Origin of the sequence: Rossellomorea sp. NPDC077527 (assembly GCF_044542955.1) — a bacterium.
Taxonomy (GTDB): domain Bacteria; phylum Bacillota; class Bacilli; order Bacillales; family Bacillaceae_B; genus Rossellomorea; species Rossellomorea aquimaris_E.
The window spans coordinates 593170-617584 of the sequence record NZ_JBITVL010000002.1 but is presented as its reverse complement, the minus strand read 5'-3'; the positions used below and the strand labels follow the sequence as shown (position 1 = coordinate 617584).

27 protein-coding genes are annotated in these 24415 nt (G+C 36.8%); 23 read left to right on the top strand and 4 right to left on the bottom strand.

Features of this window, described 5'->3' with window-relative positions; genetic code table 11:
- Positions 1–107: 107 nt before the first annotated feature.
- The gene (locus tag ACIGG7_RS08380) at positions 108–734 is read right to left on the bottom strand and encodes a class I SAM-dependent methyltransferase (protein WP_397549425.1); all 627 of its coding nucleotides are present in this window, start codon (positions 732–734) and stop codon (positions 108–110) included.
- 119 nt (positions 735–853) lie between these two features.
- On the opposite strand from ACIGG7_RS08380, the gene ACIGG7_RS08375 reads away from it, so the two are divergent.
- Entirely contained in the window at positions 854–1771 is a 918-nt protein-coding gene (locus ACIGG7_RS08375; RefSeq protein ID WP_397549424.1) for a LysR family transcriptional regulator, read from the top strand.
- Positions 1772–1980: 209 nt separating this feature from the next.
- Here the strand turns inward: ACIGG7_RS08375 and ACIGG7_RS08370 are convergent, their stop codons facing one another.
- The gene (locus ACIGG7_RS08370; protein WP_397549423.1) at positions 1981–2493 is read right to left on the bottom strand and encodes a nucleoside deaminase; all 513 of its coding nucleotides are present in this window, start codon (positions 2491–2493) and stop codon (positions 1981–1983) included.
- Between the two features lie 266 nt (positions 2494–2759).
- Here ACIGG7_RS08370 and ACIGG7_RS08365 point away from each other — a divergent pair, with 266 nt between their 5' ends.
- The 9 genes from ACIGG7_RS08365 (at position 2760) to ACIGG7_RS08325 (ending at position 11508) form a co-directional block, all read left to right on the top strand.
- Positions 2760–4457 (top strand): M3 family oligoendopeptidase, encoded by a 1698-nt coding sequence (locus ACIGG7_RS08365; RefSeq protein WP_397549422.1) that lies wholly within the window; start codon positions 2760–2762, stop codon positions 4455–4457.
- A 206-nt stretch (positions 4458–4663) separates the two neighbouring features.
- A complete protein-coding gene (locus tag ACIGG7_RS08360; RefSeq protein WP_397549678.1) occupies positions 4664–5464 on the top strand; it encodes an alpha/beta fold hydrolase in 801 nt (266 codons plus the stop codon).
- 719 nt (positions 5465–6183) lie between these two features.
- Positions 6184–6789 (top strand): flavin reductase family protein, encoded by a 606-nt coding sequence (locus ACIGG7_RS08355; RefSeq protein WP_397549421.1) that lies wholly within the window; start codon positions 6184–6186, stop codon positions 6787–6789.
- A 227-nt stretch (positions 6790–7016) separates the two neighbouring features.
- The gene (locus ACIGG7_RS08350) at positions 7017–7547 is read left to right on the top strand and encodes a sigma-70 family RNA polymerase sigma factor (RefSeq protein WP_224939769.1); all 531 of its coding nucleotides are present in this window, start codon (positions 7017–7019) and stop codon (positions 7545–7547) included.
- On the top strand, positions 7540–8304 hold the full coding sequence (locus ACIGG7_RS08345) for a hypothetical protein (RefSeq protein ID WP_397549420.1): 765 nt from the start codon (positions 7540–7542) through the stop codon (positions 8302–8304). Before ACIGG7_RS08350 ends, ACIGG7_RS08345 begins: the two co-directional genes overlap by 8 nt.
- Before the next feature lie 238 nt (positions 8305–8542).
- Entirely contained in the window at positions 8543–9172 is a 630-nt protein-coding gene (locus ACIGG7_RS08340; protein ID WP_397549419.1) for a hypothetical protein, read from the top strand.
- Positions 9159–9548 (top strand): class I SAM-dependent methyltransferase, encoded by a 390-nt coding sequence (locus ACIGG7_RS08335; RefSeq protein ID WP_397549418.1) that lies wholly within the window; start codon positions 9159–9161, stop codon positions 9546–9548. Before ACIGG7_RS08340 ends, ACIGG7_RS08335 begins: the two co-directional genes overlap by 14 nt.
- Before the next feature lie 505 nt (positions 9549–10053).
- On the top strand, positions 10054–10686 hold the full coding sequence (locus ACIGG7_RS08330) for a Type 1 glutamine amidotransferase-like domain-containing protein (RefSeq protein ID WP_224939773.1): 633 nt from the start codon (positions 10054–10056) through the stop codon (positions 10684–10686).
- Positions 10687–10788: 102 nt separating this feature from the next.
- Positions 10789–11508, top strand: coding sequence for a hypothetical protein (locus ACIGG7_RS08325; protein WP_397549417.1), 720 nt, complete (start codon positions 10789–10791; stop codon positions 11506–11508).
- Between the two features lie 328 nt (positions 11509–11836).
- Here ACIGG7_RS08325 and ACIGG7_RS08320 read toward each other — a convergent pair whose 3' ends face one another.
- A complete protein-coding gene (locus ACIGG7_RS08320; RefSeq protein ID WP_397549416.1) occupies positions 11837–13531 on the bottom strand; it encodes a M3 family oligoendopeptidase in 1695 nt (564 codons plus the stop codon).
- 294 nt (positions 13532–13825) lie between these two features.
- On the opposite strand from ACIGG7_RS08320, the gene ACIGG7_RS08315 reads away from it, so the two are divergent.
- The 10 genes from ACIGG7_RS08315 to ACIGG7_RS08270 all read left to right on the top strand — a co-directional run bounded on the left by ACIGG7_RS08315 (position 13826) and on the right by ACIGG7_RS08270 (position 21219).
- Positions 13826–14866, top strand: a complete 1041-nt coding sequence (locus tag ACIGG7_RS08315) for a serine hydrolase domain-containing protein (RefSeq protein ID WP_397549415.1) — start codon at positions 13826–13828, stop codon at positions 14864–14866.
- Positions 14867–14932: 66 nt separating this feature from the next.
- Positions 14933–15508, top strand: coding sequence for a nucleotidyltransferase family protein (locus tag ACIGG7_RS08310; protein ID WP_397549414.1), 576 nt, complete (start codon positions 14933–14935; stop codon positions 15506–15508).
- A gap of 203 nt (positions 15509–15711) precedes the next feature.
- Positions 15712–16437, top strand: coding sequence for an alpha/beta fold hydrolase (locus ACIGG7_RS08305; RefSeq protein ID WP_397549413.1), 726 nt, complete (start codon positions 15712–15714; stop codon positions 16435–16437).
- Between the two features lie 59 nt (positions 16438–16496).
- The gene (locus tag ACIGG7_RS08300) at positions 16497–17405 is read left to right on the top strand and encodes a S66 peptidase family protein (RefSeq protein WP_397549412.1); all 909 of its coding nucleotides are present in this window, start codon (positions 16497–16499) and stop codon (positions 17403–17405) included.
- Between the two features lie 192 nt (positions 17406–17597).
- Positions 17598–17954 carry an NIPSNAP family protein gene (locus tag ACIGG7_RS08295; RefSeq protein ID WP_397549411.1) on the top strand — a complete coding sequence of 119 codons (357 nt, stop codon included), beginning with the start codon at positions 17598–17600 and terminating at the stop codon, positions 17952–17954.
- A gap of 72 nt (positions 17955–18026) precedes the next feature.
- Positions 18027–18572, top strand: coding sequence for a CDP-diacylglycerol--glycerol-3-phosphate 3-phosphatidyltransferase (gene pgsA / locus ACIGG7_RS08290; protein ID WP_397549410.1), 546 nt, complete (start codon positions 18027–18029; stop codon positions 18570–18572).
- Positions 18573–18619: 47 nt separating this feature from the next.
- On the top strand, positions 18620–19153 hold the full coding sequence (locus tag ACIGG7_RS08285) for an HAD-IIIA family hydrolase (protein ID WP_397549409.1): 534 nt from the start codon (positions 18620–18622) through the stop codon (positions 19151–19153).
- Positions 19154–19330: 177 nt separating this feature from the next.
- Positions 19331–19792 (top strand): GNAT family N-acetyltransferase, encoded by a 462-nt coding sequence (locus ACIGG7_RS08280; protein ID WP_397549408.1) that lies wholly within the window; start codon positions 19331–19333, stop codon positions 19790–19792.
- A gap of 80 nt (positions 19793–19872) precedes the next feature.
- Positions 19873–20601, top strand: a complete 729-nt coding sequence (locus ACIGG7_RS08275) for a GNAT family N-acetyltransferase (RefSeq protein ID WP_397549407.1) — start codon at positions 19873–19875, stop codon at positions 20599–20601.
- Between the two features lie 168 nt (positions 20602–20769).
- Positions 20770–21219: a hypothetical protein gene (locus tag ACIGG7_RS08270; protein ID WP_397549406.1), complete on the top strand. Its 450-nt coding sequence runs from the start codon at positions 20770–20772 to the stop codon at positions 21217–21219.
- A gap of 119 nt (positions 21220–21338) precedes the next feature.
- Here the strand turns inward: ACIGG7_RS08270 and ACIGG7_RS08265 are convergent, their stop codons facing one another.
- Positions 21339–21911 (bottom strand): dienelactone hydrolase family protein, encoded by a 573-nt coding sequence (locus ACIGG7_RS08265; protein WP_397549405.1) that lies wholly within the window; start codon positions 21909–21911, stop codon positions 21339–21341.
- 249 nt (positions 21912–22160) lie between these two features.
- Between ACIGG7_RS08265 and ACIGG7_RS08260 the strand changes: the two genes are divergently transcribed.
- Genes ACIGG7_RS08260 through ACIGG7_RS08250 form a run of 3 tightly spaced genes read left to right on the top strand, consistent with a single transcriptional unit; the run spans position 22161 to position 24186 of the window.
- A complete protein-coding gene (locus ACIGG7_RS08260; RefSeq protein WP_397549404.1) occupies positions 22161–22598 on the top strand; it encodes a VOC family protein in 438 nt (145 codons plus the stop codon).
- Between the two features lie 15 nt (positions 22599–22613).
- The gene (locus tag ACIGG7_RS08255; RefSeq protein ID WP_397549403.1) at positions 22614–23267 is read left to right on the top strand and encodes a DUF3108 domain-containing protein; all 654 of its coding nucleotides are present in this window, start codon (positions 22614–22616) and stop codon (positions 23265–23267) included.
- 19 nt (positions 23268–23286) lie between these two features.
- A complete protein-coding gene (locus ACIGG7_RS08250) occupies positions 23287–24186 on the top strand; it encodes a hypothetical protein (protein WP_397549402.1) in 900 nt (299 codons plus the stop codon).
- Positions 24187–24415 lie beyond the last annotated feature (229 nt).

Genomic DNA, 24415 nt, shown 5'->3' with positions numbered 1-24415 from the left:
GAGGCGTGGGGGCAGGTCTATTGGATCCATGATTACACCTGAACCTCGCACCATTTTTACGGAACCCGATTGATTTTTCTAGTTCCCGCATGAATCTCTCCATATAGTTATTCTTTATTCCCAATAATGGAAATGGTCTTGTATCCTCTTGAAACGGGGCCATTCAATAATCTTACATTGTTAAAATGTAATTGCTCCATCATGGGGAGTACCTGAAAATGAATCATGTTATTCATTCCATCCCAAGTTTCCTCGTCTTTTCCATTGCATAATGTTAAATGGACTGTGCCTCCAGGTTTTAATACTCTATGAATTTCCCGTAAAGCGTTAGATATATTTTCCCAAAAATAAATGGAATGAATGCTAAACACCGATGAAAATTGCTCATCGTTAAAGGGGAGATTTTCCACACTGCCATGTATTAGCTTCAATCGCTTTTTTCTTACTGATCTGTGGTTGCGAATTTTTGCAGAATGAAGAAGAGTTTTGGAAATATCCAATCCAGTCATTTTGTTATTTCTATTTTGATCTAAAGTCATTTTTAATGCATAGCCTGCACCACATCCTATCTCAAGGATATGCTCATTCTCCTGAAGCTTTAGGTTTTCTATCGTCCAGAGCGTCTCAGGTTTATGCTGTCTAATCATTTTTTCCCCTATAATCCATCCTAGCACTCCTTTTGGTTTGCCATATTGGTTGTCAACGATGCGATTGAATTTATTTAATACACTCATTTTAAACACTCCTTACATGTGATTAATTGGTCTATTAAAAATATAATTTGCTAAATATCATTAAACAACCTAATATTAGTTATAGTTATTATTAATTTTTTTTATAGGTGGGGATTGTTATGGAAATGAACCAACTTAAAGCATTTGAACTTGTTGCTCGCCTAGGATCATTCAGCAAAGCTGCGAGGTACTTAGATGTATCTCAGCCTACTATAAGTTTACGAATCAAAGAATTAGAAAAAGGCATTGGAGGATTTCTATTTGTTAGAGTGGGAAAGCAAATGGAGCTAACAGATTTAGGAAAAGGGTTTCTCCCTTATGCAAGACAAGCATTAGACATGTTAAATAAAGGGAAAGAAAGAGCTCAATCTATAAAAGAGGGTAAAAGAGGAGAAATAACGATCGGTACATTGCCCACTTTTACAACCGGCCTTTTTTCATCCGTTATTATAGATATGCACAAACGCTTTCCGGATATTGACTTAACCATACATACCGGGCATAATCAACAGATTATTGAAATGCTTTATGATGGGTTTGTTAAGCTGGGCTTTATTACTTCACCCTTCTTTAATCGAGATGTAAAGAAACTTGATGAAATAAAAGAGCCTTTGATATTAGTCGCTCATCGTGATCATCAATTAAGTAAGAAAACAGGTGAAACGTATACTGTGGAAGAGGTCTTTGCTAATAGCAACCCTTACATCTTAACGGATTGGAGTGAAGAGACTAAACACTGGCAAAGATCTAATATGAACTTCGGTTTAGATACTCTTGAATTGCCACCAGCAACGGCTCTGGAATATGTTCTCAATGGTCAAGGCGTAGCACTACTCACCGAGTCAATGGTATATAAACACATCGAAAATGGAACGTTGAGGGAAATCATACCGGAAAGTCTACCAGCATTATATAGAGAAGTAATATTAGTTAGTTTAGAAAGTGAAAACTCCTTACCGTCTGCAGCGCAAAGCTTCTTAAGGACTTTAAAGTCTAGTCATCGTAACTTTCATACTGCCTGGTTTGAAAAGAGTTGATAATGAAGTTACTACCTGGCGAGATGGTGGAAGATTGAGTAGCTGATCATTCTTTATTCCGTTAACGGGCAGGTTAGTTTAACAAAAGAACAATTTTAATTAAATTTCTTAAGGAAAACATTCTTGAATTTATTTGAAGAGCTATGTAAAAAGAGAGTGTTGTGTTTTATCAAAAATAAAGGGAATCTTTAATGGAGTCCCTTATTTTTTTATTGAATAACCGCTGCTTTTCGTAAGTTTACAACGTTATTAGGATTTGAAGACCATTTTTTCATCAATTCCATCTGTTTCTCTTTCAAATCATCAAAAGGTTCTTCAACCACTTCAACCTCGCCAAATTTCTTATCAAATAGTTTTGCACCTTGGATTTTTTTATAACCGCCGAACCCCATATCATCGTTAAGTAACCAAACTACTCTTTTGATATTGGCAAATAAGATACCACCAGTGCACATCGGACACGGTTCCAAAGAGGTATAAATCGTAAACTTTTCACGATTAATTTTTGCATTAAATATTGCTTTTCCTCCATTTCGTATTGCGTCAATTTCAGCGTGAGCTGTTGCATCTTGTTGGGTATGTACTCTATTACGACCTTTGGCAACTATATTATAGTTTTCATCTACTATAACTGCTCCGATTGGATATGTATTCTCTTCCAATGCTTTTGCTGCTTGTTGCAGTGCTAAGTCTAAGAAGTATCTATCCTTTTCAATATTCAAGAGTCTCATTCCTCTCCTGGGTCACCATTAAAATGGAAAAATTTGATAAACTTAGTTTATCATAGGTGATAAATTGAGAACAGGGAGCTATCAACAAAGGAAACGTTAAAAAGGGAACTTCCAAGTTAATGGAGTTCCCTTTTGTGTTTAAGTTAATATTTAATTGCCTTATATCGCAAGTATAACATTCAATATTTGGAAATATAAGACTATTATTACATGAAATAGTCCATTACCATTAATTTTACGGAGATAGGGGGAGTAGGGTGGATTTTAATAAGCTTAAATATGAGAGGCCTGATATTGGAGAATTTGAAAGAAAAGTACTTCAACTTTTAGAAAGTTTCAAAGCAAGTAATTCTCATTTGGAACAGTTCGAATTAATAGATCAAATGAATTCTCTTCGGAATGATGTATTAACGCTGCTTACTATAGCTCAAATCAGGTATCACTTAAATACCTTAGATGGTAAATATCAAAAAGAACAGCAATATATTAATGAAACGTGGCCAATCTATGAAAAAATAGTGGCTCTTTTTCATAAGCACGTTTCATATTCTCCATTCAAAGATGAAATCAAAGAGAAATACGGAGAACAATTCGTTTGCTTAGCAGAAGTCTCTCAAAATACAGTTGGTACGAATGTCATGGAGGACTTAATAAAGGAAAATAACCTAATCAGTGACTATACAAATTTGCTGGCTACTTCAAGCATTGAATTCAGAGGAGAAAACAGAACCTTATCTCAATTAGAAACATATTTGTATTCATCGGATCGTTTAATTAGAAAGCAGGCTGGTGAAAAAAAGTATGAGTTACTCAGCAAACTGGAAAATAAGATAGATCATATTTTTGATGAACTAATTAAAGTAAGAAATACCATAGCCTTAAGTTTAGGTCATGCTTCATTTGTGGAGCTTGGATATGCCAGGTTATCAAGAGTTGATTATGATCAAACAGATGTTGAAGATTTCCGCAAGCTAATCTTAAAGCACATCGTTCCCATTGCTGAAGAAACGAGAGATAAACAACGGATCAGGTTGGGGCTGAATAATTTAACCTTTTACGATGAAGATATTCGCTTCAGTACCGGCAATCCAGTCCCAAAAGGGGATGTTGAATGGATGGTATCGAGTTTTGAAGAGATTCTCAATGAAATTTCCTTAGAAGCCGGGGAATTCTTTTATTCTCTTTGCGCTAATCACCAACTAGATTTACTTCCTAAAGAGGGTAAAGCGAGAGGAGCCTACGCTACATACTTATGTAATGAAAAAACCCCCTATATTTTTGCGAATTTGAATGGTACCAGAAAAGATATGAAAGTATTAAGCCATGAATTCGGACACGCCTGGCAAATGTATCTATTTAATCAACGGAACAGTATTCCGGAATACATCCTGCCTACAAAAGAAGCTTGTGAAATTCATTCCATATCGATGGAATTCTTTATATGGCCTTACATGGAAAAAATATTTGGTGAGGATGCAGATAAATATAGATATGCTCATCTTGAAGATGCCATATTCTCAATGCCTTATAGGGCGGCAATAGACGAGTTCCAGCATTTTATTTATAAAAATCCTTCATTTTCCATTTCAGAGAGAAAAGAAAAGTGGATTGAGATTGAGAGCAAATATATGCCTTACAAGTCAGATTATGAACATACCTATCTAAAGAGAGGGTCTTTTTGGCAACAACAAGCACACATATTTACTACACCATTTTATTATATAGACTATGCCCTTGCCCAAATGTGTTCTTTACAAATCTGGAGCAAAGCACAAACCAATAAGTCGGTGGCTTGGGATGAATACATGAAACTTTGTAAGCTAGGTGGAAGCAAATCATTTCTTCAATTAATAGAGCAGTGTGGGATTGCCTCTCCATTTAAAGAACAGGGATTTACTTTAATTATGGATGAAATTGAGAGATGGTTAGAGTTGAACGAGAAAAATATAAAATAGTGAGTTAATCAGCAAAACATATCTGTGGGCGAATGCGATTTTATTATTCAATAATCGGGCAGATTTATTGAGAAAATGAAACTGTATAAAAAGGCAGTGTAATAATGAACTCTATCATTAATGATGGGGCATTTCTTTAAGGCGGAACCAACATATAGTAAATGCTTATTTATTATTTTATCGCGTAGAGACTGGAGAAGAGCATGATGAATATTGAAGTAAGGATGGGGAGTATTTATTATGAAGCAAGAGGTGAAGGGGTTCCCTTATTAATCCTTCATTCTATGGGAACAGATCACCGTGCCATGATGGCTTGGATTGAACCCATCTTTAAAGATATGAATGGGTATCGAAGAATTTACATAGATATTCCTGCACACGGACATAGTGATGTTGATGAAAAAATTAGTTCAACGGATGATATTCTTATGAATATATTAGATTTTATAGATAGTGTATTACCTAATGAGAATTTTTCTATAATTGGTTTTTCTTTTGGTGGATATTTAGCTCAAGGAATATTACATTTTAGACAAAAACAAGTAAGAAGTATATGCTTGCTAGCCAGCGCCCTTCATCTAAAAGAGAGAACTTTACCTGACAAAGTAATCTTTGAAAAGGATGAAAATATACTTAGTACATTGGATTCGGATATAAAAAATGCTTTTGAAACTCTATTTGTCTACCAAAATAAAGAGAACCTTGAGTGTTTTCTTAGGGAAGTTCAACCGGGACGATTGTTAGCTAACAGAGAATTCCTAACTTCGAATTGGAGAGAAAAGGGATACTTTTTCTCAGAAGAACCGTTTCTAGGTGTTTCAATTTTGCAGCAACCAGCATTAATTATTCTTGGTAAACAAGATCATATCTGCGGGTATGAAGACTATGATTTTCTCCTCGACAAGTTTCCACATTCAACTTTTGTTATTTTAGATAAAGCAGGACATATGCTTCCTGTTGAAAAGCGGGACATTGTACAACAACTCATTGGAGATTGGTTAGCATAAGAGAATTCATTCTTTTTCGCAGTAGTAGGGGATTAGCTGAGGATCAGGCAATAGATCTCGGCTTTTTTTCTTTATTCCGTTATTGGGTAGGTTACTTTAGTAAGTGAAACTTTCATTTTTCTAATTCGTATATACAGTAAGAAGATTGGTATAGATTATGGAGGTGTCAAATGTATCTACAGAAGTCATTTTTATCTTAGTTTTAGCATCTATGGCTTTATGGATTAGGGTGTCTCGAGAGACTGTAAAACCTTTAAGAGAAATAAACTGGCGGAAAATGATCATATTACTATCTGCTGGTTCACTATCTGCATTAGTTATAACTTTTATGCTTTTTCAAAGCTTGTCATTATAGTGTTCCGTTAACGGGGTCAACTACTAAAGATTTTACATGGATAGGAAAAGCACTTTAAATAAAAAAACCAGCCCTTACAATAAAGGGGTGGTTTTTCTACTATAATATGAGATCAATTTAAAAATAAGTTACACTCTAGAGTAATTTCAATAATTCCCCAATAGTTAGCGTGAAAGAGAAATCATTTTTGTAAACAGGTAAACACTATTATCCCCAGCTTATCTTGGAAAAAGGTAAGCTCTTTTTTATTTAATTAGATTTATAAAGGAGTTCTTGAGTCCAGTAAAAATTTATAAATAAAATATTGGAAAATAATGAAAAATAATTTATGATAAGAACATATGTTTTATATGGAGGTTTTCAGATGGATGCAGAATTCGAACAAAAAACTATAAAGCCAAGTATTTTATATTATGGAACGCCAGTGATTTTATTAACAACTTTAAATGAAGACGGTACAACAAATATTAGTCCTCTATCTTCATCTTGGGCACTAGGGGATTGCTTAGTGTTAGGGCTTGGTTTAGGTGGGAAAGCAATTGAAAACCTTAGAAACCACCCAGAATGTGTTGTAAACGTTCCTAGTCCTGAACTATGGGAAAATGTAGAATTATTAGCTTCATTAACAGGTAAGAATCCAGTTCCAGAATATAAGTTAAAAAATAAATTTAGACATGAAAAAGATAAGTTTGGTGCTTCAGGTCTAACTAAGCAGATTTCTGAAGATGTAAAGCCGCACCGAATACTTGAATGTCCCCTTCAAATAGAAAGTGTAGTGAAACATATTCGGGTTCCAGAACATAATCAGAGTTTTGCAGTGGTAGAAGTGGAAGCAATTAAAGTACACGCACATAAGAGTGTGATTATTGATGACAACCATATTGATGCAAATAAATGGAGTCCCCTAATTTATAATTTTAGACACTACTTTGGACTCGGTAAGGAGTTAGGAAAAACTTTTCGTGCTTAATACTTATTAAATTATTTTTGTCCTAGATCGAACTCGATAATCAAGACTTCAGCCTTCCCTGTTCAAATATGAGGCAGGTAAGGATTCCAAACTGGACCCATCAAAGGGTCCTTGTTTTATTTCTATTTATCGACAGTATAATTTAGTGTTATTTTTGGTGAATAATGGGACTTTTATTCAGCGGCAATCGTCTGTTAATTGAAAAATACAGTTAATGGTGGTGTGATATGACAAACAGTGCAGGACAGAGTATGCATGAGGAACGATCCATTAGTTCCCTGGTCACCCAATATGGGGAGGATGTGAAGAGGCTCATTTATTCCTATGTGAAGAACTGGAGTGCGGCTGAGGATTTAGTACAGGAGGTTTTTATCACGGTCTTTCAAAAGGTGGATACCTTGGAGAAGGAAGATTCGGTGAAAGCATGGATTTTTTCTATTGCTGCCAATAAGTCGAAGGATTATCTGCGAAGTTGGCATTATAGGAAGTTATTATTCACGAATACACTTTCCGCTAAAACCAATAAAGAGAGTCCAGAGGCCTTATTGCTGCAAAAACAGCAGAAAACGGTATTGAGTGAAGCCGTTTTTGCTCTTCCAGTGAAATACAGAGAGGTCATCATCTTCTTTTATTATCAAGAGATGAGGATTGAAGAAATCTCAACTATCCTTGGAATCAATTCTTCGACGATCCGAACCAGATTGGCCAGAGCCCGTGACCTCTTGAATCAAAAGCTTGGAGGCGATCTAGATGAATAATAAACGAATGCATGATGCGATTCATCATCATTTAGGGAAAGGACGAACCTTTTCTAAAGAAGAGGAAGCTGCATTACTCGCCAAGTTAGAGAACAATCATTTTCCTCCCAAGAGAAAGTGGTTTCCTGAATTAGTAAGTTGGAGCCTTGCAGGTGCAGCACTTCTCTTAGTGATTGGGGTTATTGGAAGCCAAACGGGGCTACTCCCTTTACTAGGTGGAGGACAGCCTGAGAGGTTGGATAGTACCCTATTGAAAGAAAGTGAAGTTCACGGACTTGAAAATATGTCAGAGGAGCAGAAGGAAGAGTTTCTCGGCAGGCAACCAAAGGATTATTATGCTGATAGCGTGAAGAACGCTCTTAAGGCATTGCCATTCCCATTGACCTTGCCTGAAAAACTCCCTTTTGATGCGAAATTTGTGGTGGAGGGAATTAAGGACTGGCATTTTCCATCCAATACAGATGGAAAAGACATCTCAGCGACCTTTAGCGCTGCCAATGGTCAACAATCTATCCTGATTGATGCCGTTGACTTCGAACAGAATGTTGTTGAAGGAAGTAACGGGGCAGAAGCATCATCTGAAGAAATAGAATTAAAAAAAGGTATAGAAGGTGACTTGAAACTAGACAGTAATGGAGGGAAAATCACGTTCGAAAATAAGAATGGGATTAAAATTAAAATCTACTTTTATGATCCTCAAAAGGATTATAATACACGCGATGTATTAACGGACCTTGCCAACCAAATGGTTGATTGATTTTGAAGCGCATGCTGGCTGAATTTAGTAAGTTTAGTATTTGTGGCTTATTCGTGGAAGGATAAGCCTCTTATTGGGTTTTCACTTCCTAGATAACACTAAACTGAGTTTCGAAATAGAATTAAGTTGAATAGATAGAAATTGAAAATATAAGCGGATTAGCTTGCATTAACTGGATAATAGCGTTATGATGTTATAATTTGCAAAATTATAACAATTTGATGAAGAGGGTATATTCATGGAAGAAATCATTCAACGCGCTATTCAAAGAAAAAAGATTGCACTAGAAATTTTGAACCAATTAGACTTCATTGAAAAATGGGGAGAAGTTGGTGAAGCCCATCTGGTTGGGGCTACTGCTTATAACCTTATGGTCAATCACGATATTGACATAGAGACTTTCTGTAACATCCCGTGTCCGGAAAACGTGTTTAAAGTATTAGGACACTTGGCTGCTCATAGGGGTGTGGTAGAAATAAAGTTTCATAACTATTTGAACGCTCCATTTAACGGTTTATATTCTAAATTAACGTATCGTTATCCGGATAATACGGAAGGAACGCTATGGAATGTAGACATGTGGCTCTTTCCTTCTAACCATAGGGGTCCACTTTCTAGGGACTTGGTGGGATATATGAATAAAGTGCTCACAGATAGAAGTCGTAAATCTATCTTAGATATTAAGGAACACCTTGTAAGATTAAGATTGAACTATCCATCTGTATTCATATACCGGGCTGTCTTGGTTGATGGAATTGAGGGTATTCATCATTTCTTAGATTGGATGAACAATCAGGATTTAAATGAAACGTTTAAATTAGAGACGTTGACTGTGAAGGAAAGTGGTGCCAATCATGACAGGAAATAAAGGTATATGGGAAAGACAATATGATCAAGCAGAAAATTTCTTATGGAGCTTGAGGCCAATACAAACATTGGTTGATTACTCCCCTTTAGTAAAAGAAGGAAACGTATTAGACCTGGGAATAGGTGAAGGAAGGAATGCTCTTTATTTTGCCAATAAAGGGTTTGAGGTTGCTGGTATTGATATTTCAGAAACAGCAATTAAGCGCTCATTAACTGCCGCCAAAGAAATTGGCGTAACCATCAATGCAGAAGTAAACGAAATAAAGAAATTTGAAGTAGAAGAAAATACATATTCTTTGATCATTCTTGCCAATGTCCTCAATTTTTTTAACGATAAAGAGATAAAAGAAATCATTAAGAGGGCAAAAAAGGATTAATACTAGGTGGCCTCATTTACATCAATGTCTTTGATGCGAATGACCCAAGTTACAATAAGAATGTAAGAAGTGCTCAACAAAAAAGTGAGTATACATTCTATCGGCCTAAGTCAGATAGTTATATTCACTTTTTTCAACAGAAAGAATTAGATGATTATTTTAAGGGATATGAAAAGATTAAAGCGTCAGAGACCTTTATGCTGGATATAGGTCATGGTGAGCCACATTATCATGGTACGGTTGAAGTGATATATAGAAAGTAAATCGACTAAAAAGTAACAGGTTCTTAAATGAGATAGATCTTCTATTTCTCATTTGATGAGGGGAATCTTGAGACAATCAAGTTTATACGAGATGTAGCTGTGATGTCATCATATCATGGGTTAATTGTGATAATATTGAAAATAATGGATATTTTATTTATCGACGAAATGGTGGGAGAGAGGAATACTCTCACTTTGAAATCGACTAAGGAGAACATAGAAAACAGAAATGAGGAATAAACATGAAGGTATCATTACTAACCAGTGGTTTTCCTAATGGTTTCACAGATGATTTCGTTACGTGCATAAAGGAATACTACCTTAAAGATGGAGTGATTGTTTTTATTGCATCTGATTTTTCAAGACATTCTAAAACAGATAGATATACTGATGTGTTCTTGACTATGTTCAGAAACAAAGGGATTGAATTTGATGAAGTTTTTGTCATTGATGACCGAATCATGAAAGAAAAGGCAAGGCAGTATATAGAAAAATCCGATATAGTATGGCTTTCAGGAGGCGATACACTTCAACAAATAGCCTATTTAAAAGAATATGATCTCATTCCATCTTTACAAAAAAGAGAAGGTATGACGATTGGTATGAGTGCAGGCTCTATTAATATGGCCACTAGAGTGGTACTGGCCAAGGATATAAATGATCATATTCCAGAGTTAACGATTTATGATGGCATTGGACTGGTTGAGATCAATATCGAACCACATTTGAATGCTGCAAGTGAGGAGCATATATCAGATATTCATGAAGCATCGCGATTTGCTGCAATTTACGGCCTTTATGATAACTCATTCATTAAGGTAGTCGATAATAAGATGGAGATTTTCGGTGATTGCTTCAAGTATGAAAATGTGTAAGTCAAGACGTGTAATAAGGTGTTCCACTAAGTACCGCAATAACTGGATATTTAGAAGAGATTCAAGGATCTGTAATGAATTAAGTTTTGAGGAGATATCGATTTGAAGGGAAAACTCATGTTTATGTTTGGCTTTTTGTCTTCGATTTTACTCATTACTTCTCTTGTGACATATACTACTCAGACGTTATCCAACAAAGTTATTAGCTTTTATTCGGATAATCAAAGGGATCAAGAAAGTGCATTTCTGGGCGATTTTACCAAAGGTAGATCGCAACGGGAAATGAACTTGGATAAGAATAGTGAAATCGGTGATAAGGTAGAAAAAGAAAAAAGTGAAGAAGGAAAAATAATAGTAGGTAAGGTTGTTAAAAAAGAACCAGTTCCTTTTGAAGAAAAGGTGGGTGAATCTCATAAAATAGGTAGTTATGTATTTCTAACTCTTCTTGCAATAGCAATAATGGTGTTCTTCTTGGTGGTAAGAAAAAGGCGAAAAAGTAATAACTTTACAACAAACGCTATTGTTGTATATAAGCATGAAGACGAGATTCAGGGTGAGGGTATATATATAAATGAACCACTCAGCAAAGATAAACAGAATGAGATTCGATGGTTACTTCAGGAATGGCAAGGTAAGTTAAGAGATGAACAAAAGAAAAGACCAAATGAAACGATTCACGAATGGTTTCGAAGAATTGGGGGACCATTGGAAATCATCCCTATTTATGAAAAAGTTCGGTATGGTTATCAACACTCTACCAAAGATGAATATGATTTATTATATTCTCGGTTTACATTAGACCATAAGCTCAGAAAAAGATGAGATAATACAGCATAATCTTCAAGGGACAACATGTTAGGCTATCTACTTAATACCAGCGTTGGGTATTAAGTTAAGAGCAGTTTGATGGAAGTATTCAATTTAAGGGAGCTTATCCAGAACAAGGTAAGCTCCTTTTTAGTTCAACTATTTCTTAAGTAAGCTACTTGATTGGTATGAAACACATTGGAGTTTAAGGGGTGCTAAAATAGCTGTGATATAAATGAACTGTATTGTCCCTTCATTAGAGTTGAGGTAGTGACTTTACCTAACTTTTAAGAACTATCTATTTGTATGGCGCGCAAAGTACAAGCGCGCCACATTCAATTTCTTACTTGTTAACACTGACTTCTACTCCTTCGATCCATTCTTCAACAAATTCTAATATAGGCTGGATGCTGTTCTCTTCAAATGGTGATTTTATATTAGCCATTTTGATCAATTCTTTAAACGGGAGTTTCCCTCCATTTCTACACATTTCAAGAAACCCCATTAATGCTTCCTTTGGATTTTCTTGATGCTTCCTCCATAGCTGAACTGCACAAAGGTGTGCTAGGTCATAGTCCATAAAATAGAATGGTGTTGTAAACAAATGACTAATTTCGTAAAAACCCGTTCCTCTTTCTAGAAATTTATTTCCATCGTAATCACGTTCTGGAATGTATTTACGTTCTAACTCCGCCCATTTAGATTTTCGTTCTTCAATTGAAACGGCCGGTTGTTCATACAAAAAATGCTCAAATTCATCTACAGCACTTGCTAAAGGCATATACATAAAAGCAGAAATCAAATGGGAATATTGATATCGTTTTGTGTTGCTGCCAAAAAAATCTTCCATACATGGCCACGAAAGCCGTTCCATTCCAAAGGAAAATAGTTCAGCTGAGTCGTAGGGGATTATATATTCAGGAACATTCCAATGCCTGGACATATGAAATTGACATGCATGACCAGCTTCGTGTGTAAATATCCGAATATCATTTGCGATGCCATGAAGGTTGATAAACATGAAAGGGTGTTTGTCAGGTCCAATGTATGTAGCGAAGTTCCCTACCATTTTATCCTTACGAGGGGTGAGATCAATTAAATCATGGGTTAGCATTTCGTCAATGAAGACTTTTGTCTCTGGTGATAATTCTGAAAAAAACGTTTTGAACTTATTAATCATTTCCTGATGGGTACCTTTGGGGGACAGAGATCCATCTGCGAAAAGATAGCCTTCATCATAGTAGTTGAGTTTATCAACGCCGATTCTTTGTTCTTGAGCTTCTCGTAATTTGGATACGAATGGAACTCCGTATTTCTCAACTTGAGTTCGATACTTCTCCAAGTCATCTGGCGTATGGCCAGTTCGATGCATTCGTTGATAACCCAGTTTAACAAAGGATGAATGTCCTAACTTATTTGCTATTGTATTCCTTACATGAACAAGTCCGTCTAAAAGTTCATCAAATCGTCCTTCATTTTTTTGAAAAAACTGGTATTTAGCCAAATGAGCATCTTTACGTATGTTTCTATCTGAGGAGTTAAGATAAGGGGTAAGTTCTGAGAGATTCATTTTCTGTTCTGAGAAATGTATTTCTGCTTTCCCGAGGAGGGACTGATATTCCATAATGAGTTGATTTTCCTTCCCTAGTTCATCTTCAATCTTGTCAGAGTATAAACTTTGCTTCAATTCTGCGAGTCGAAATATTTGTTTCCCCCACCAGTCTTCAAGATGATCTCTATAAGTCGCCCTGAGAATCGTTCTATAATAATGTCCAACCAGTTCGAGATAACGAGGTTCCATTTTAGTAAAAGCATTTAATTCAGTCGCGCATAATTCATTATTCATTTCACGATAGTGTCGTAGTCTTGCAGAATTAAAATTGGTTTCAAAAATAAAACGGTGGTCATTTAGTTTCATGAACCACTTGGACTGCTCCTTAGCGGAGTTTGCATTTTCAAATTGATGCAAAAGGTCATAGAACTTGCTTTCGTACTTATCAATATCAATGTGAATGAACTTCTCATATAAAACTTTCATAGATTCAACTCCTTTTAAGTAATTACTATATATTGTATATTGATTACTCTTTGAAGTAAATATATTTATTTTAAAAAGTAATATTATCTGGATGGCAGGTGAATTGAGCTTTTCTTATTTTCGGATTTTTCTTGAGTACTCTGCCTTATTTTGAAATAATTGGCATTATGAGGTGGTCATGTTGAGTGCGATTTGAATACATATCCTTACAAGCTAAGCGTGTTCCTAATCTGGAATTAGTGGATTGATTACTACATAACCGCACAAATTTACATTGAAGGGAAGTATTTAGTCTTGATCCTTAGTCACAATGAAAATCCAATCTTTGAACCGGTATTAGATCACGTAAAAGGGACTTTTAATAATGTAATTTGTTCGGGAGCATCTACTCTTATCATTCATAAAGATTCAATCGTGTTAGAACAGTACATAGGGAAACAGTCCAGGGAAAAAGAGGTTAGAGCAGTTCAGGCTGATACTCAGTTTCATGTAGCTTCAGTTAGGAAAAGTTATATAGGTTTTGCAGTTTCGTATGCGTTGTATTATAGCTACATAAACAGCATAGATGATCTGGTTTTATCCTATTTGCCTGAACTTGAGAAGAACACCTGGAAAGATACAACTATAAGACATTTACTTACTCATACACATGGATTAAAGCAAGAGGGGAATAATGTCATCCGAGAGTTTTCTCCGGGCTCAAACTGGTCTTATAAACAAACTGGGATCGAGGCACTAACTCAGATTGTAAAACGCACAACAGATAAATCAGTTGCAGATATCATACATGAATATGTCTTTACTCCGTTAGGATTTTGTGAATCCAATTGGCATTCAAAGAAACACGAAAAGCTGGTTGATGTCGTGTTACGTTATGAGGGGGATGAAGACTGGAGTACCAGTGAGAGTACTGAAGGTGACAAAATGAATATGTATGTATCAACCAGAGAGTTAGCTTACTGGGGGTATCTTCATCTAAAGAAAGGAAAGTTAAATGGAAAACAAATTGTTCCCAGAGAAATTATAGATATGGCGACTTCTCTTCAAAGTCCATCGACACTTCATAATGACTTACCTCAAAATGGCTTCTTGTGGTTCGTTAAAGATTTACCTGCTTTAAAGACCGAGATAGGTCATCAAGTCCCTAAAGGCTCTTACCAAATACTTGGATTTACAAATGTAACTCTATTAGTGATTCCTGAAGAAGATATTGTGGCTGTTCGAATGTTTAATAGCTTTGGTTCTCCAGAAGGATTTGATTACTTATCTGATGTGAGATTGTTTGGCGATACGGTTATGGAGTGTGTAAAGAACGAATTCAAAGTAGGTTTATGAGGGATATTTCGAATATGAGTATTCTGTTAAAGGTGCAGGTTAATTAAAGGAAAAGGGGGGCGAAATATGAGGGGATACGAGGATTTATTAGGAGAGATTGTTACAAAAAGTGAACCTATAAATAGACTTCTTAAAATACTTCGAGATATAAATCTACCTTTTGAATATTATGTAGGTGCAGGGTGTATTGCAAACACCGTTTGGAATGAAATTTCTTGCTATCCTTTTGAATATGGAATTTCAGACGTTGATATCGTTTACTATGACTCTGGAAATAAAACACTTGAAAGTGAGAAAGAGATCAAAGAAAACTTGTTAAATTTACTCGGAGATTTTCCATTTAAGCTAGATGTTAAAAATCAAGCAAGAGTGCATCTTTGGTATAAGGAAAAGTTCGGATTTTCTATAGAGCCATATCACTCTCTTAATTCAGCAATTGATACTTGGCCAACTACTGCAACTGCTCTAGGATTAAGGCAAGAAAAGGACGATACATTAAAAATTTACGCTCCTTATCAGTTGGAAGATTTATTTTCAATGGTAGTTAGACCAAACAAGCGGATGATAACGAGAGAGATTTATGAAAATAAAGCTAATAAATGGCAAGAAAAATGGCCAAAACTTTTGGTGATTCCCTGGTAATTCGTTTTTTCACTAAAATCGCTATTCAGATCTAGAAAGTGTTTATTAAATATTGTATTTAATTAAAGGGGACAAAAACTAAGTCTATATATTTGATCTCCGACTATTGCCTATCGCCAATTATTGGGCAGTTTAGCCGAAAAAGAATATTAATATTTCACATATTTACTATTGATAGTTTGCAAAATGAGGGGATAAATGAAATGACGAATGAAATGCAAGTGCAAATAACTGGTTGTAAACTATACGCAAAATTGGTTGGAGAGAATAATGGAAAACCCACTATTGTCTTGGATGCTGGATATGGTGATTATTCCAAGGCTTGGGATTCAGTAATCGAAGATCTTTCAATGCTCTCTAAAGTTCTAATTTATGATAGAGCGGGACTTGGAAAAAGTGCCACAAGTTCTAATCCCAGAACCAGCCGTGAGATGGTAAAAGAATTGAAGGAACTTCTTATTGAGGCCAAGATAAAACCTCCCTATATTTTAGTCGGGCATTCATTTGGTGGAGTGAATTTGAGAATGTTTGCAACTGAATATCAAAATGAAGTTTGTGGACTTGTCTTGGTTGATTCTACACCTGAAGACTATAGAGAAAGATTCCTCCCCACAATGTCAGAGGACTTTCAACAAGCATACAACAAGCAATTCATTTATGAAGGAAATTATGATGAATTCATGAAGAGCTTGCAGCAGTTGAAAGATGCCAAACGTAAATTAAATGTCCCACTTATGGTTCTTTCAGCGGGAAAGAAAGCTCATTATTCAAAGGAATCACAAGCGTTATGGAATGATATGCAGAGAGAGATTCTTGAAATATCCACTGATGGTGAATTGGTGATTGCTGAAAACAGTGCTCATTATATACAAAATGATGAACCAGAAGTGGTAGTCAGTGCTGTGAAAAAATTGATAGACCGTGTTTGAAAATAGGTTGTGAAAGAGATAGAACATATTAATAGAATGAAAGAAATGGAGTTAAGTTTATGATCAAACCACGTGCTTTGAAAAAGGGTGACCAAGTAGCGATTATAGCACCAGCTGGTCCAGCTAATAAACAGCAACTTGTGCAAGGAAAACGTGTACTTGAAGAGATGGGACTTGATGTCGTCCTTGGACGACATGTGTTCGATGTGGAGGAAGACGTATACACTTTGGACCAAATGCGGCTCTCAGATTTGCACGAAGCCTTTAGAAATCCTGCTATTAGAGGCATTTTTTGTGCTAATGGTGGATTTGGTACAGCTAGAATCGCTCCTAAGATTGATTATGAAATGATAAAACGAAATCCTAAGATATTTTGGGGATATAGTGATATTACATATCTGCTTAATGCCATTCAAAACTTCAGTGATTTAGTTACTTTTCACGGACCGATGGTGGCATCCGACCTGAATGATGAAGAACGAACCGCACAAACAGAATCATCCATTTTATCATTGTTTTCATGCGAACCATTAACCTATGATTCTAGAACTTCCCCCCTCAACCCGATTTCATATGGAACTGGAGAAGGACGTTTGGTCGGAGGAAATCTAACTTTGCTCACCAATGGGCTGGGAACACCGTATCAAGTAAATACAGACGGAGCAATCCTACTAATCGAGGAAGTTCAAGAACCTTCGTTTAAGGTTCATTTAATGCTTACTCACCTTCAACAAGCTGGCGTGTTTGATACTGTCAAAGGGGTGGTCATTGGTCATTTCCAAGCGGATCCAGACGAACATAAGAAAATTAAAATAGTGCTTCAAGATTTTTTTACCAGAGTATCATTTCCTGTTGTTGAAAATTTTCAAATCGGGCATTGTCAGCCTAATTATGGGGTGCCGCTAGGCGTGAATGCAAGACTAACAACGTCGCCACCTTGTCTTGAAATAGATTCTGGCGTTAGATAAATGATTATTAGTACGGAAATTCACAGTTTTTTATTATTAACCTAAAGGGGGCTTATCCGAAATAGGGATGGGCTTCTTTTTTATTTGAAATTTTTCTTGAGTAAGCTACTCGATTTTGAAATAATTGGTATTAAATTAAAGGGCAGTATTGTTCAATGTTTTACTTAATTACTTATAAGGGGGGGCGCATATATGTTTTATCGAAGAAAGCACTATACCGTAAAAAACGAATTTGTCGAGATTTTTAATCAGCATTTCAACAACACAAACTTACCTAATCAATTAAAGCACGGTTCTCGTTTAGTGGGTCGCTGGATGAAGGATAATCAAGATGGAACTACTGAAATATTTGCTATATGGGAATACGACAGTTATGAAGTTTATGTGGAAATTGAAAGCAATATTCGAAGTGATGAGGCTCACGTTAAACGGATCAGAGAATGGTATGAAAGACACGGCGGAAAAGAATATATTGGTAAGGAATATATACTAGAAGTGAGGAATGAGGCTATAGAGTCTACTGTGACATATGAAGGAAAGACGGTATGATGTTGACTGTACCTTTAATGTTGTGCAGTTCCAACAGAGTCATGAAAAAAATTTACTTTGAAGGGGAAATGTATGAATCTACCCAATAAAATAACGATTATTAGAATATTGTTTATTCCTGTCTTTTTGTTATTTTTATTAGTTCCTTTTCCGCTGGGTGAGTTCTCTGTTGCGGGTGGGAAGATTGCAGTGTCTCATTTCATTGCTGCAATGTTATTTATTATTGATGCAAGAAAATATAGCTTAATTACTGATCTCGGGAAGTTTCTTGATCCTCTAGCAGATAAGTTATTAATCACTGCTGCTTTAGTGGCTTTGGTGCAAATGGGCATCGTTCCAAGTTGGATGGCTATTATTATATTATGTCGGGAATTTGCAGTAACTGCTTTACGCTTGATTGCGGTAAAAGAGGGAATCGTAATTGCTGCAAGTAATTTAGCAAAATGGAAAACGAGAGTTCAAGTAGTATCCATCTCCGCCTTGCTTCTACACAATATTCCTTTCACTTATTTTCATTTACCTTTTAATATGATTTCGCTATGGGCGGCACTGATTATTACCGTTGTGTCTGGTTGGGATTATTTTGTGAAAAACAGACACTTTTTTCATTCTATTTAGTCCAACTTTAGTCACCTCAAGCAACCGGAAAAGGGAGAATAGTGCCAATGAATATTGAAGCCGTTTTTGTTGATCGTGATGGAACTATTGGGGGTACTGGACACTTTATTCATCCCAATGAGTTCGCCCTATATTCGTTTAGTAGAGATGCCATACAAATTTTAAAGGATCATAATATTAGAACGTTTGCCTGTACGAATCAACATAGAATAAGTAGAGGAGAAGCCACCCTCGATGACTTTAACAAGGAATTTCAATCATATGGATTTGATGATGCCTTCATTTGTCCTCACAGTTCAGATGATGCCTGCAATTGTCATAAGCCAAAACCAGGTATGCTTTTGGAAGCATCAAAGAAATATAATTTAGATTTAACAAAAACAGTATTTATTGGTGACGTTGGTTCAACGGATATGTTGGCTGCTCATGCTGTTGGAGCAAAGAAAATATTAGTACTTACAGGATGGGGATATGGTTCTCTTAAACAATACAGGGAATCATGGGCAGAAATTGAACCAGATTATGTTGCTGAAAATTTTTTAGAAGCTGTTAAATGGATCATAAGTAAATGTGAAGGATAATTTTTATTTGCATTCTTTGGGTAGTAACTCAAGTTGATTCTGTATTGCTCTTCATAAATTGAAAGCAGAATCTGCTAAGTTAAGGTGGACATTACTGTAGATCCGCTAATGATCCGTTACTGGCCATTTTCAACTATGGGGACAGGTTAGCTGAAAAAATTTAAAGAGGTGAAATAAGTGAAAATTAGACTTGCTGAAGCAAAAGACATTAATCAATTAATAAAAATGAGATGGGATAATACCATTGAATTTGATGAGAGCAAAAAAAACGAGTCCTATGAAGAGTTTGAATGGGAATGTCAAACGTTCTTAGAAAATGCGCTGAAAAGTAGTCAGTGGTTTATTTGGGTTGCTGAGGATAAGGGGAGAATTGCTTCTCATATATACATAGAATTAATACAAAAAGTGCCAAGGCCAGGAAGGGTTACTCATCCATTTGCATATATGACCAACGTATTCACCATTCCGGAATATAGAAATAGAGGTGTCGGAAGTAAAATATTAACTACAATAAACAATTGGATACAAGAGAATAACTATGAATTTGTAATTGTATGGCCGAGTGATGAAGCCATTAATTATTATAAGAAAAATGGTTACGTAAATTGTACTGAGCCAATGGAATACTTTCCTTCTTGAACGGTGGCATTTGCTGAACAAGAGCCTCCCTATGATTAGTAAAGGCCAGGTTTGGAATAAGGATAAAAGGAGGAGCATGGATGCCTCAGAGCACAATTAAATATCGTGTGTATGCTTATTGGGCTGATTTTTTGGGATGTGACTATTCAGAATTGATTACTCCTACCGTGAGTGTAGTCCAGCATTCCGAGAGCTTAAGTGGATATAACGGGATTTACTGTTTCAACAATGGAACCTCATGTCTGATATCCGCTCCTGCTAAATACGTGGCGGAGTTACACAAAGCGGTAAGTGGCCACGGACCCGACCAAGCATTTGATGCTGAATGGCTTGTTCATTCAATTGGTGATCAATATGAAAGAATCATAGGACCAGCTTTCCAAGGGTATGTAGACAGTGATTCTTTCCTTCAAGCATCTTCGGAATCAGTAGTTGAACTGAAGACGGAGCAACACAAAATGTTACTTAAAGAGTTACGCGAAGCATGCACAGAAATGGAGTGGCAACATAGCTCCATAGATGAGGAGAAGGGTCCCATTTTTTTACGAATACTCAATGAAAAAGCAGTCGCAGCAGGGTCTTGGAGAAAAGGGGAGTCAGGATTTCTAAGTGTCGGGATTATTAGCCATCCTACACATAGAGGAAAAGGACATGCAAAAGCAGTGGTAAATGATCTTACAAAGCGAGGATTATCAAGCGGTACCATGATGCACTATCAAACTCTTGAATCCAATACATCGTCGGTTGCGATTGCTCAGTCATTGGGATATGTGCGTTTAGGGAGGACCCTTGCAATTAGATTGAGTTAATGGGCACAAGCTTCTCCTTTATTCAAAAAAATCTCAAAAGGAAAAGTACTTACTGAAAAAATCAGATTTGAAGTCTTAATGTCTAAAATAAATAGTGCAAGAATTTGATGTGATGCACATTTATTGAACATTACGGTGGTTAGTGTCATTTCATAAGGAGGAAGCAGCTTGAAATATAAAATAAGAATGGGTATTATTCTCGGTGCCTTAATTGGCTGTTTTTTTCTAATAAAGGCATTAAACCAGGAAATATGGGATGCAAACTACGATTTACTGAGGAAGGAAGTTCTATCTATCGACCAATCGGTTGAAACAGTACGTTTAATTGATGTAACTCCCTTCGAATGGGATATCGCTTATTTCTTCGATCCCTACACCCCAGCAAAAGAGATATATAAAACGGTCGGTTATGAATGGGATCGTATTTCTGCAACAGTAAGTGAGGGAATGAATCAAATCGTTTTCTTGAATAATGGCGAAGTTGTTTGTTATGTATACGGATACCCTTCCAATAATGGGTTTGGGATATTTTATGAAGGTTCTTCGCTGAAATATGATCATAATTTGAATTTTCGTGTAAGTAGAGAAAATGATGTAGTGACTTTAAACAAGGAGTAAATATTCTTATTCGGTAACAAGGGGAATAATGAAGATCCGTTGATTAAGTTATTGGCCCTCTTCAATTATCAAGTAAGATACTAAAGAAGCACAAGAACCGTCCCCGTGCTTCCTGGTGACTATGCGAGAAAGTCGAGAACCCGCTTGATCACAAGCTTCGTCGCGTCAGCATCGTAAGAAGGTATACTGCTGTCGGTGAAGAGATGTTCCTTGCCCTCATATAGGAAAAGTTCAGCGTGTTTGGCCGACTCCACAAGTTTCCGCGCCGCATCGATGTCACCGTCTTCAACGAAGAAGGGATCTTCTTTCATGGCATGAACTTGCACTGGTAAGTCGGCGGGCCAAGGAGATTCGAACTCCGAGGTCGGAAGGCAGGCATGAAAAAACAATGCGCCTCTTGAGCCTTCGCGCGTTTGAGCGAGCTGTTGTGCTGCGGGTACACCGAGTGAAAAACCAGCATAGACGATATCATTTGAAAGGTCGCTGGATGCATGAATGCCACGCGCCGTCACTTCTTCAAATCCGATTTCCTTAACAAATCCTAAGCCCTCTTCCAGTGTGGAAAATACGCGGCCATCAAATAAATCCGGCACGTGCACTATATGCCCCGCATCTCTCAGTTGATCTGCGATTGCCTCAATCCCCTTCGTTTTACCTAAAACATGGTGAAACAACAAAACTTCAGCCATCATTTACTCCCCCAATATATGAATTTCATACTACGTTTCATGTATAAGGTTCGACAAAAATCTTGTTTGACCTGCTGAAAGTTCTTCTCCGAGAATTAGTGGAGAAAAAACTCCACTGGATCTCATGACGTAATCGAAAAACATTGAGTTTTATTTATTGATTTGAAATAATTGGTATTAAGCTAGAGTTCAGGAATGGTAAATAGCAGATAATGAACTTTGATGGAATCTAATTGGGGAAGAGGTCAAAACATGAAAATCACCAGAATGGATCATATCAGTATCAACGTAAACGATCTCTCAAAGGCTAAAGAGTTTTTTATTGATTTAGGACTCGAGGTAAAAGCCGAATGGGAGATGGATGGAGAACTGTTGGACAAGGTCGTTGGCCTTAAAGATGTAAAAACGTCTTGTGTAGGGATGGGGGTACCGGACGGGAAGACATGGATAGAACTCGTCAAGTATCGTACACCGTCGGATGAAAAAGGTATTCAGCAAACGTTTCCCAACACATTGGGTATCCGACATATTTGCTTTGCTGTTGATGATCTTGAAACCATGATTGCCCATTTAAAAAAGAAGGGTACGGAAACCTTTAGTGAGATACAGCAATATGAAGAAAGTTATAAGCTATGCTACGTTCGTGGTCCGGAGGGGATTATTTTAGAGCTGGCGGAGGAGATCAGATAAGAAAGGGGCGGGGAAATGGCAGAGAGTAGGGCACAATCAATGAGATTAAGTGCAGAGACACTAGTTGAGACAGAAGATGAAAAAGGCATTTATCTTATTGAGGACGGAATAGAAAAAAGGATTGGTTCTACTACGGAGAAGATAAAGTTTGTTCGTATCAATGGCCGAGATGCCATTGAGAGAGTGCAAACATTGAATTCCGACATGTTTGGCAACAGAAAAGGCATCACAATTATGGAAAAGGCAGCCTTTAAACCCATTTCATTCACTGATTACTTAAATGATAGTCAACAGCTGAAAGCCGAATATGGTGATGAAGGAGTACATATCACGATTGAAGATAATAAAAAAACTATCAAACTAAATGGAGACTACGTTGACACATTTTCTGTTGAGCTTATATTGCGTGTGCTTCCGTTGAAGTCTGGTTACTCTCTACAATTGAATGGTTTCAATGCAACGCTTGAGTCAGAAGTCGATATTTATATTCAAGTAGTAGAGTTAGAGCAAGTCAAAAGAGGGTCTGAAGATTTTGTTGATGCTTGGAAAGTGAAAACGTATTTTGGAGAGACCCTTCAATACTATTGGATTGATCCAGCCAGCAAGGAGCTGCTGAAACAGTCTTCTCAGATTGGAGAAGGACTTGTCCTGGAATTTCGCAGAGGATAAACGACAGAGGTGATTGAAAGTGAAAAGAAAGCTCCAACCAACAACTGACACGATGAAAGAATGGATAAAAACCTATGTACCGGATAAAGACTTCTTTTTCCTCCCAGAGACCACCCTTGCTAGTTTTAAAGAATACGTAAGGGATTCCTTGGTCATTCCCCACGAAGAGTTCAACAACCATTCAACATATAAACAAGTTCAACTTACGAACAGCTATGAGTATTGGAATCTATCAAAGGACGTTGCTTATGTACTTGTGACACCTCCAGGATGGGTGAATCTTTTACCAGCTGAAAAGAAAATCGACCTTTTTCATATTCAAGTGGCAGTGGGCAGGGGGCTGATTCCTCCAATCTCTGACTCCTCTATTTACGCACCATCCCTTGGTAACAATGTGATTGAAGTAGAGGGAGAGAAGTATGCAGTCTTTCATAAAGCGATGTGGGAAGAACTCTCTTATAGTTTTAAAGAAGACATCATGACAGATATTGCCCAGGAATGGGAGGCTTGGACCTGCTATGATGTTCCGAGCCAAACACCACCACACCTAATTCCGTTTGCTAACACCTTTCCATCCAGAGCAGGAAGTAATTGTTTATCGGCCACCTTATTCGCCATTACCCAACAGGAATGGATCGTACATGAATGGGTCCATCCTCAAACGTTTCTTCACCGTTTAGAATTTGAGCATTATCATGTCATCCCCTCTCAGGATTTGAGAGCGGGCGATGTGGTGACTTGGGAGAATTCAGACGGAATCATACAACACGCATCCTACTGTATAGACGAACAGTTCTTCTTTAATAAACGTGGACAGACGTTTTTTAACGCGTGGAGTATTGTACATGTTGATGACCTGAAAGAGGATTGGGGCCATTATCATAGGAAGACCTTTCGAAAGGCAGAATCGATACAGTGAAAAATTGAAAGGGAGGAGCGATCCATGATTACATTCAAAGAACTGACCTCAAGTCTTTTACTGATCATCAGCTGGTTTCTGTTTCCTATAAGTGCATATCTTCTTTATTGGACGATTGTAATGCCCGGGTATGTCATCATTCCATTCATTCTTTTTGTGGCTACTGGTTTGTTGTGTTTTTACAGTTCTAGAAAACTGGATGGTAGAAAAAAATGCAAAGTAAAATATA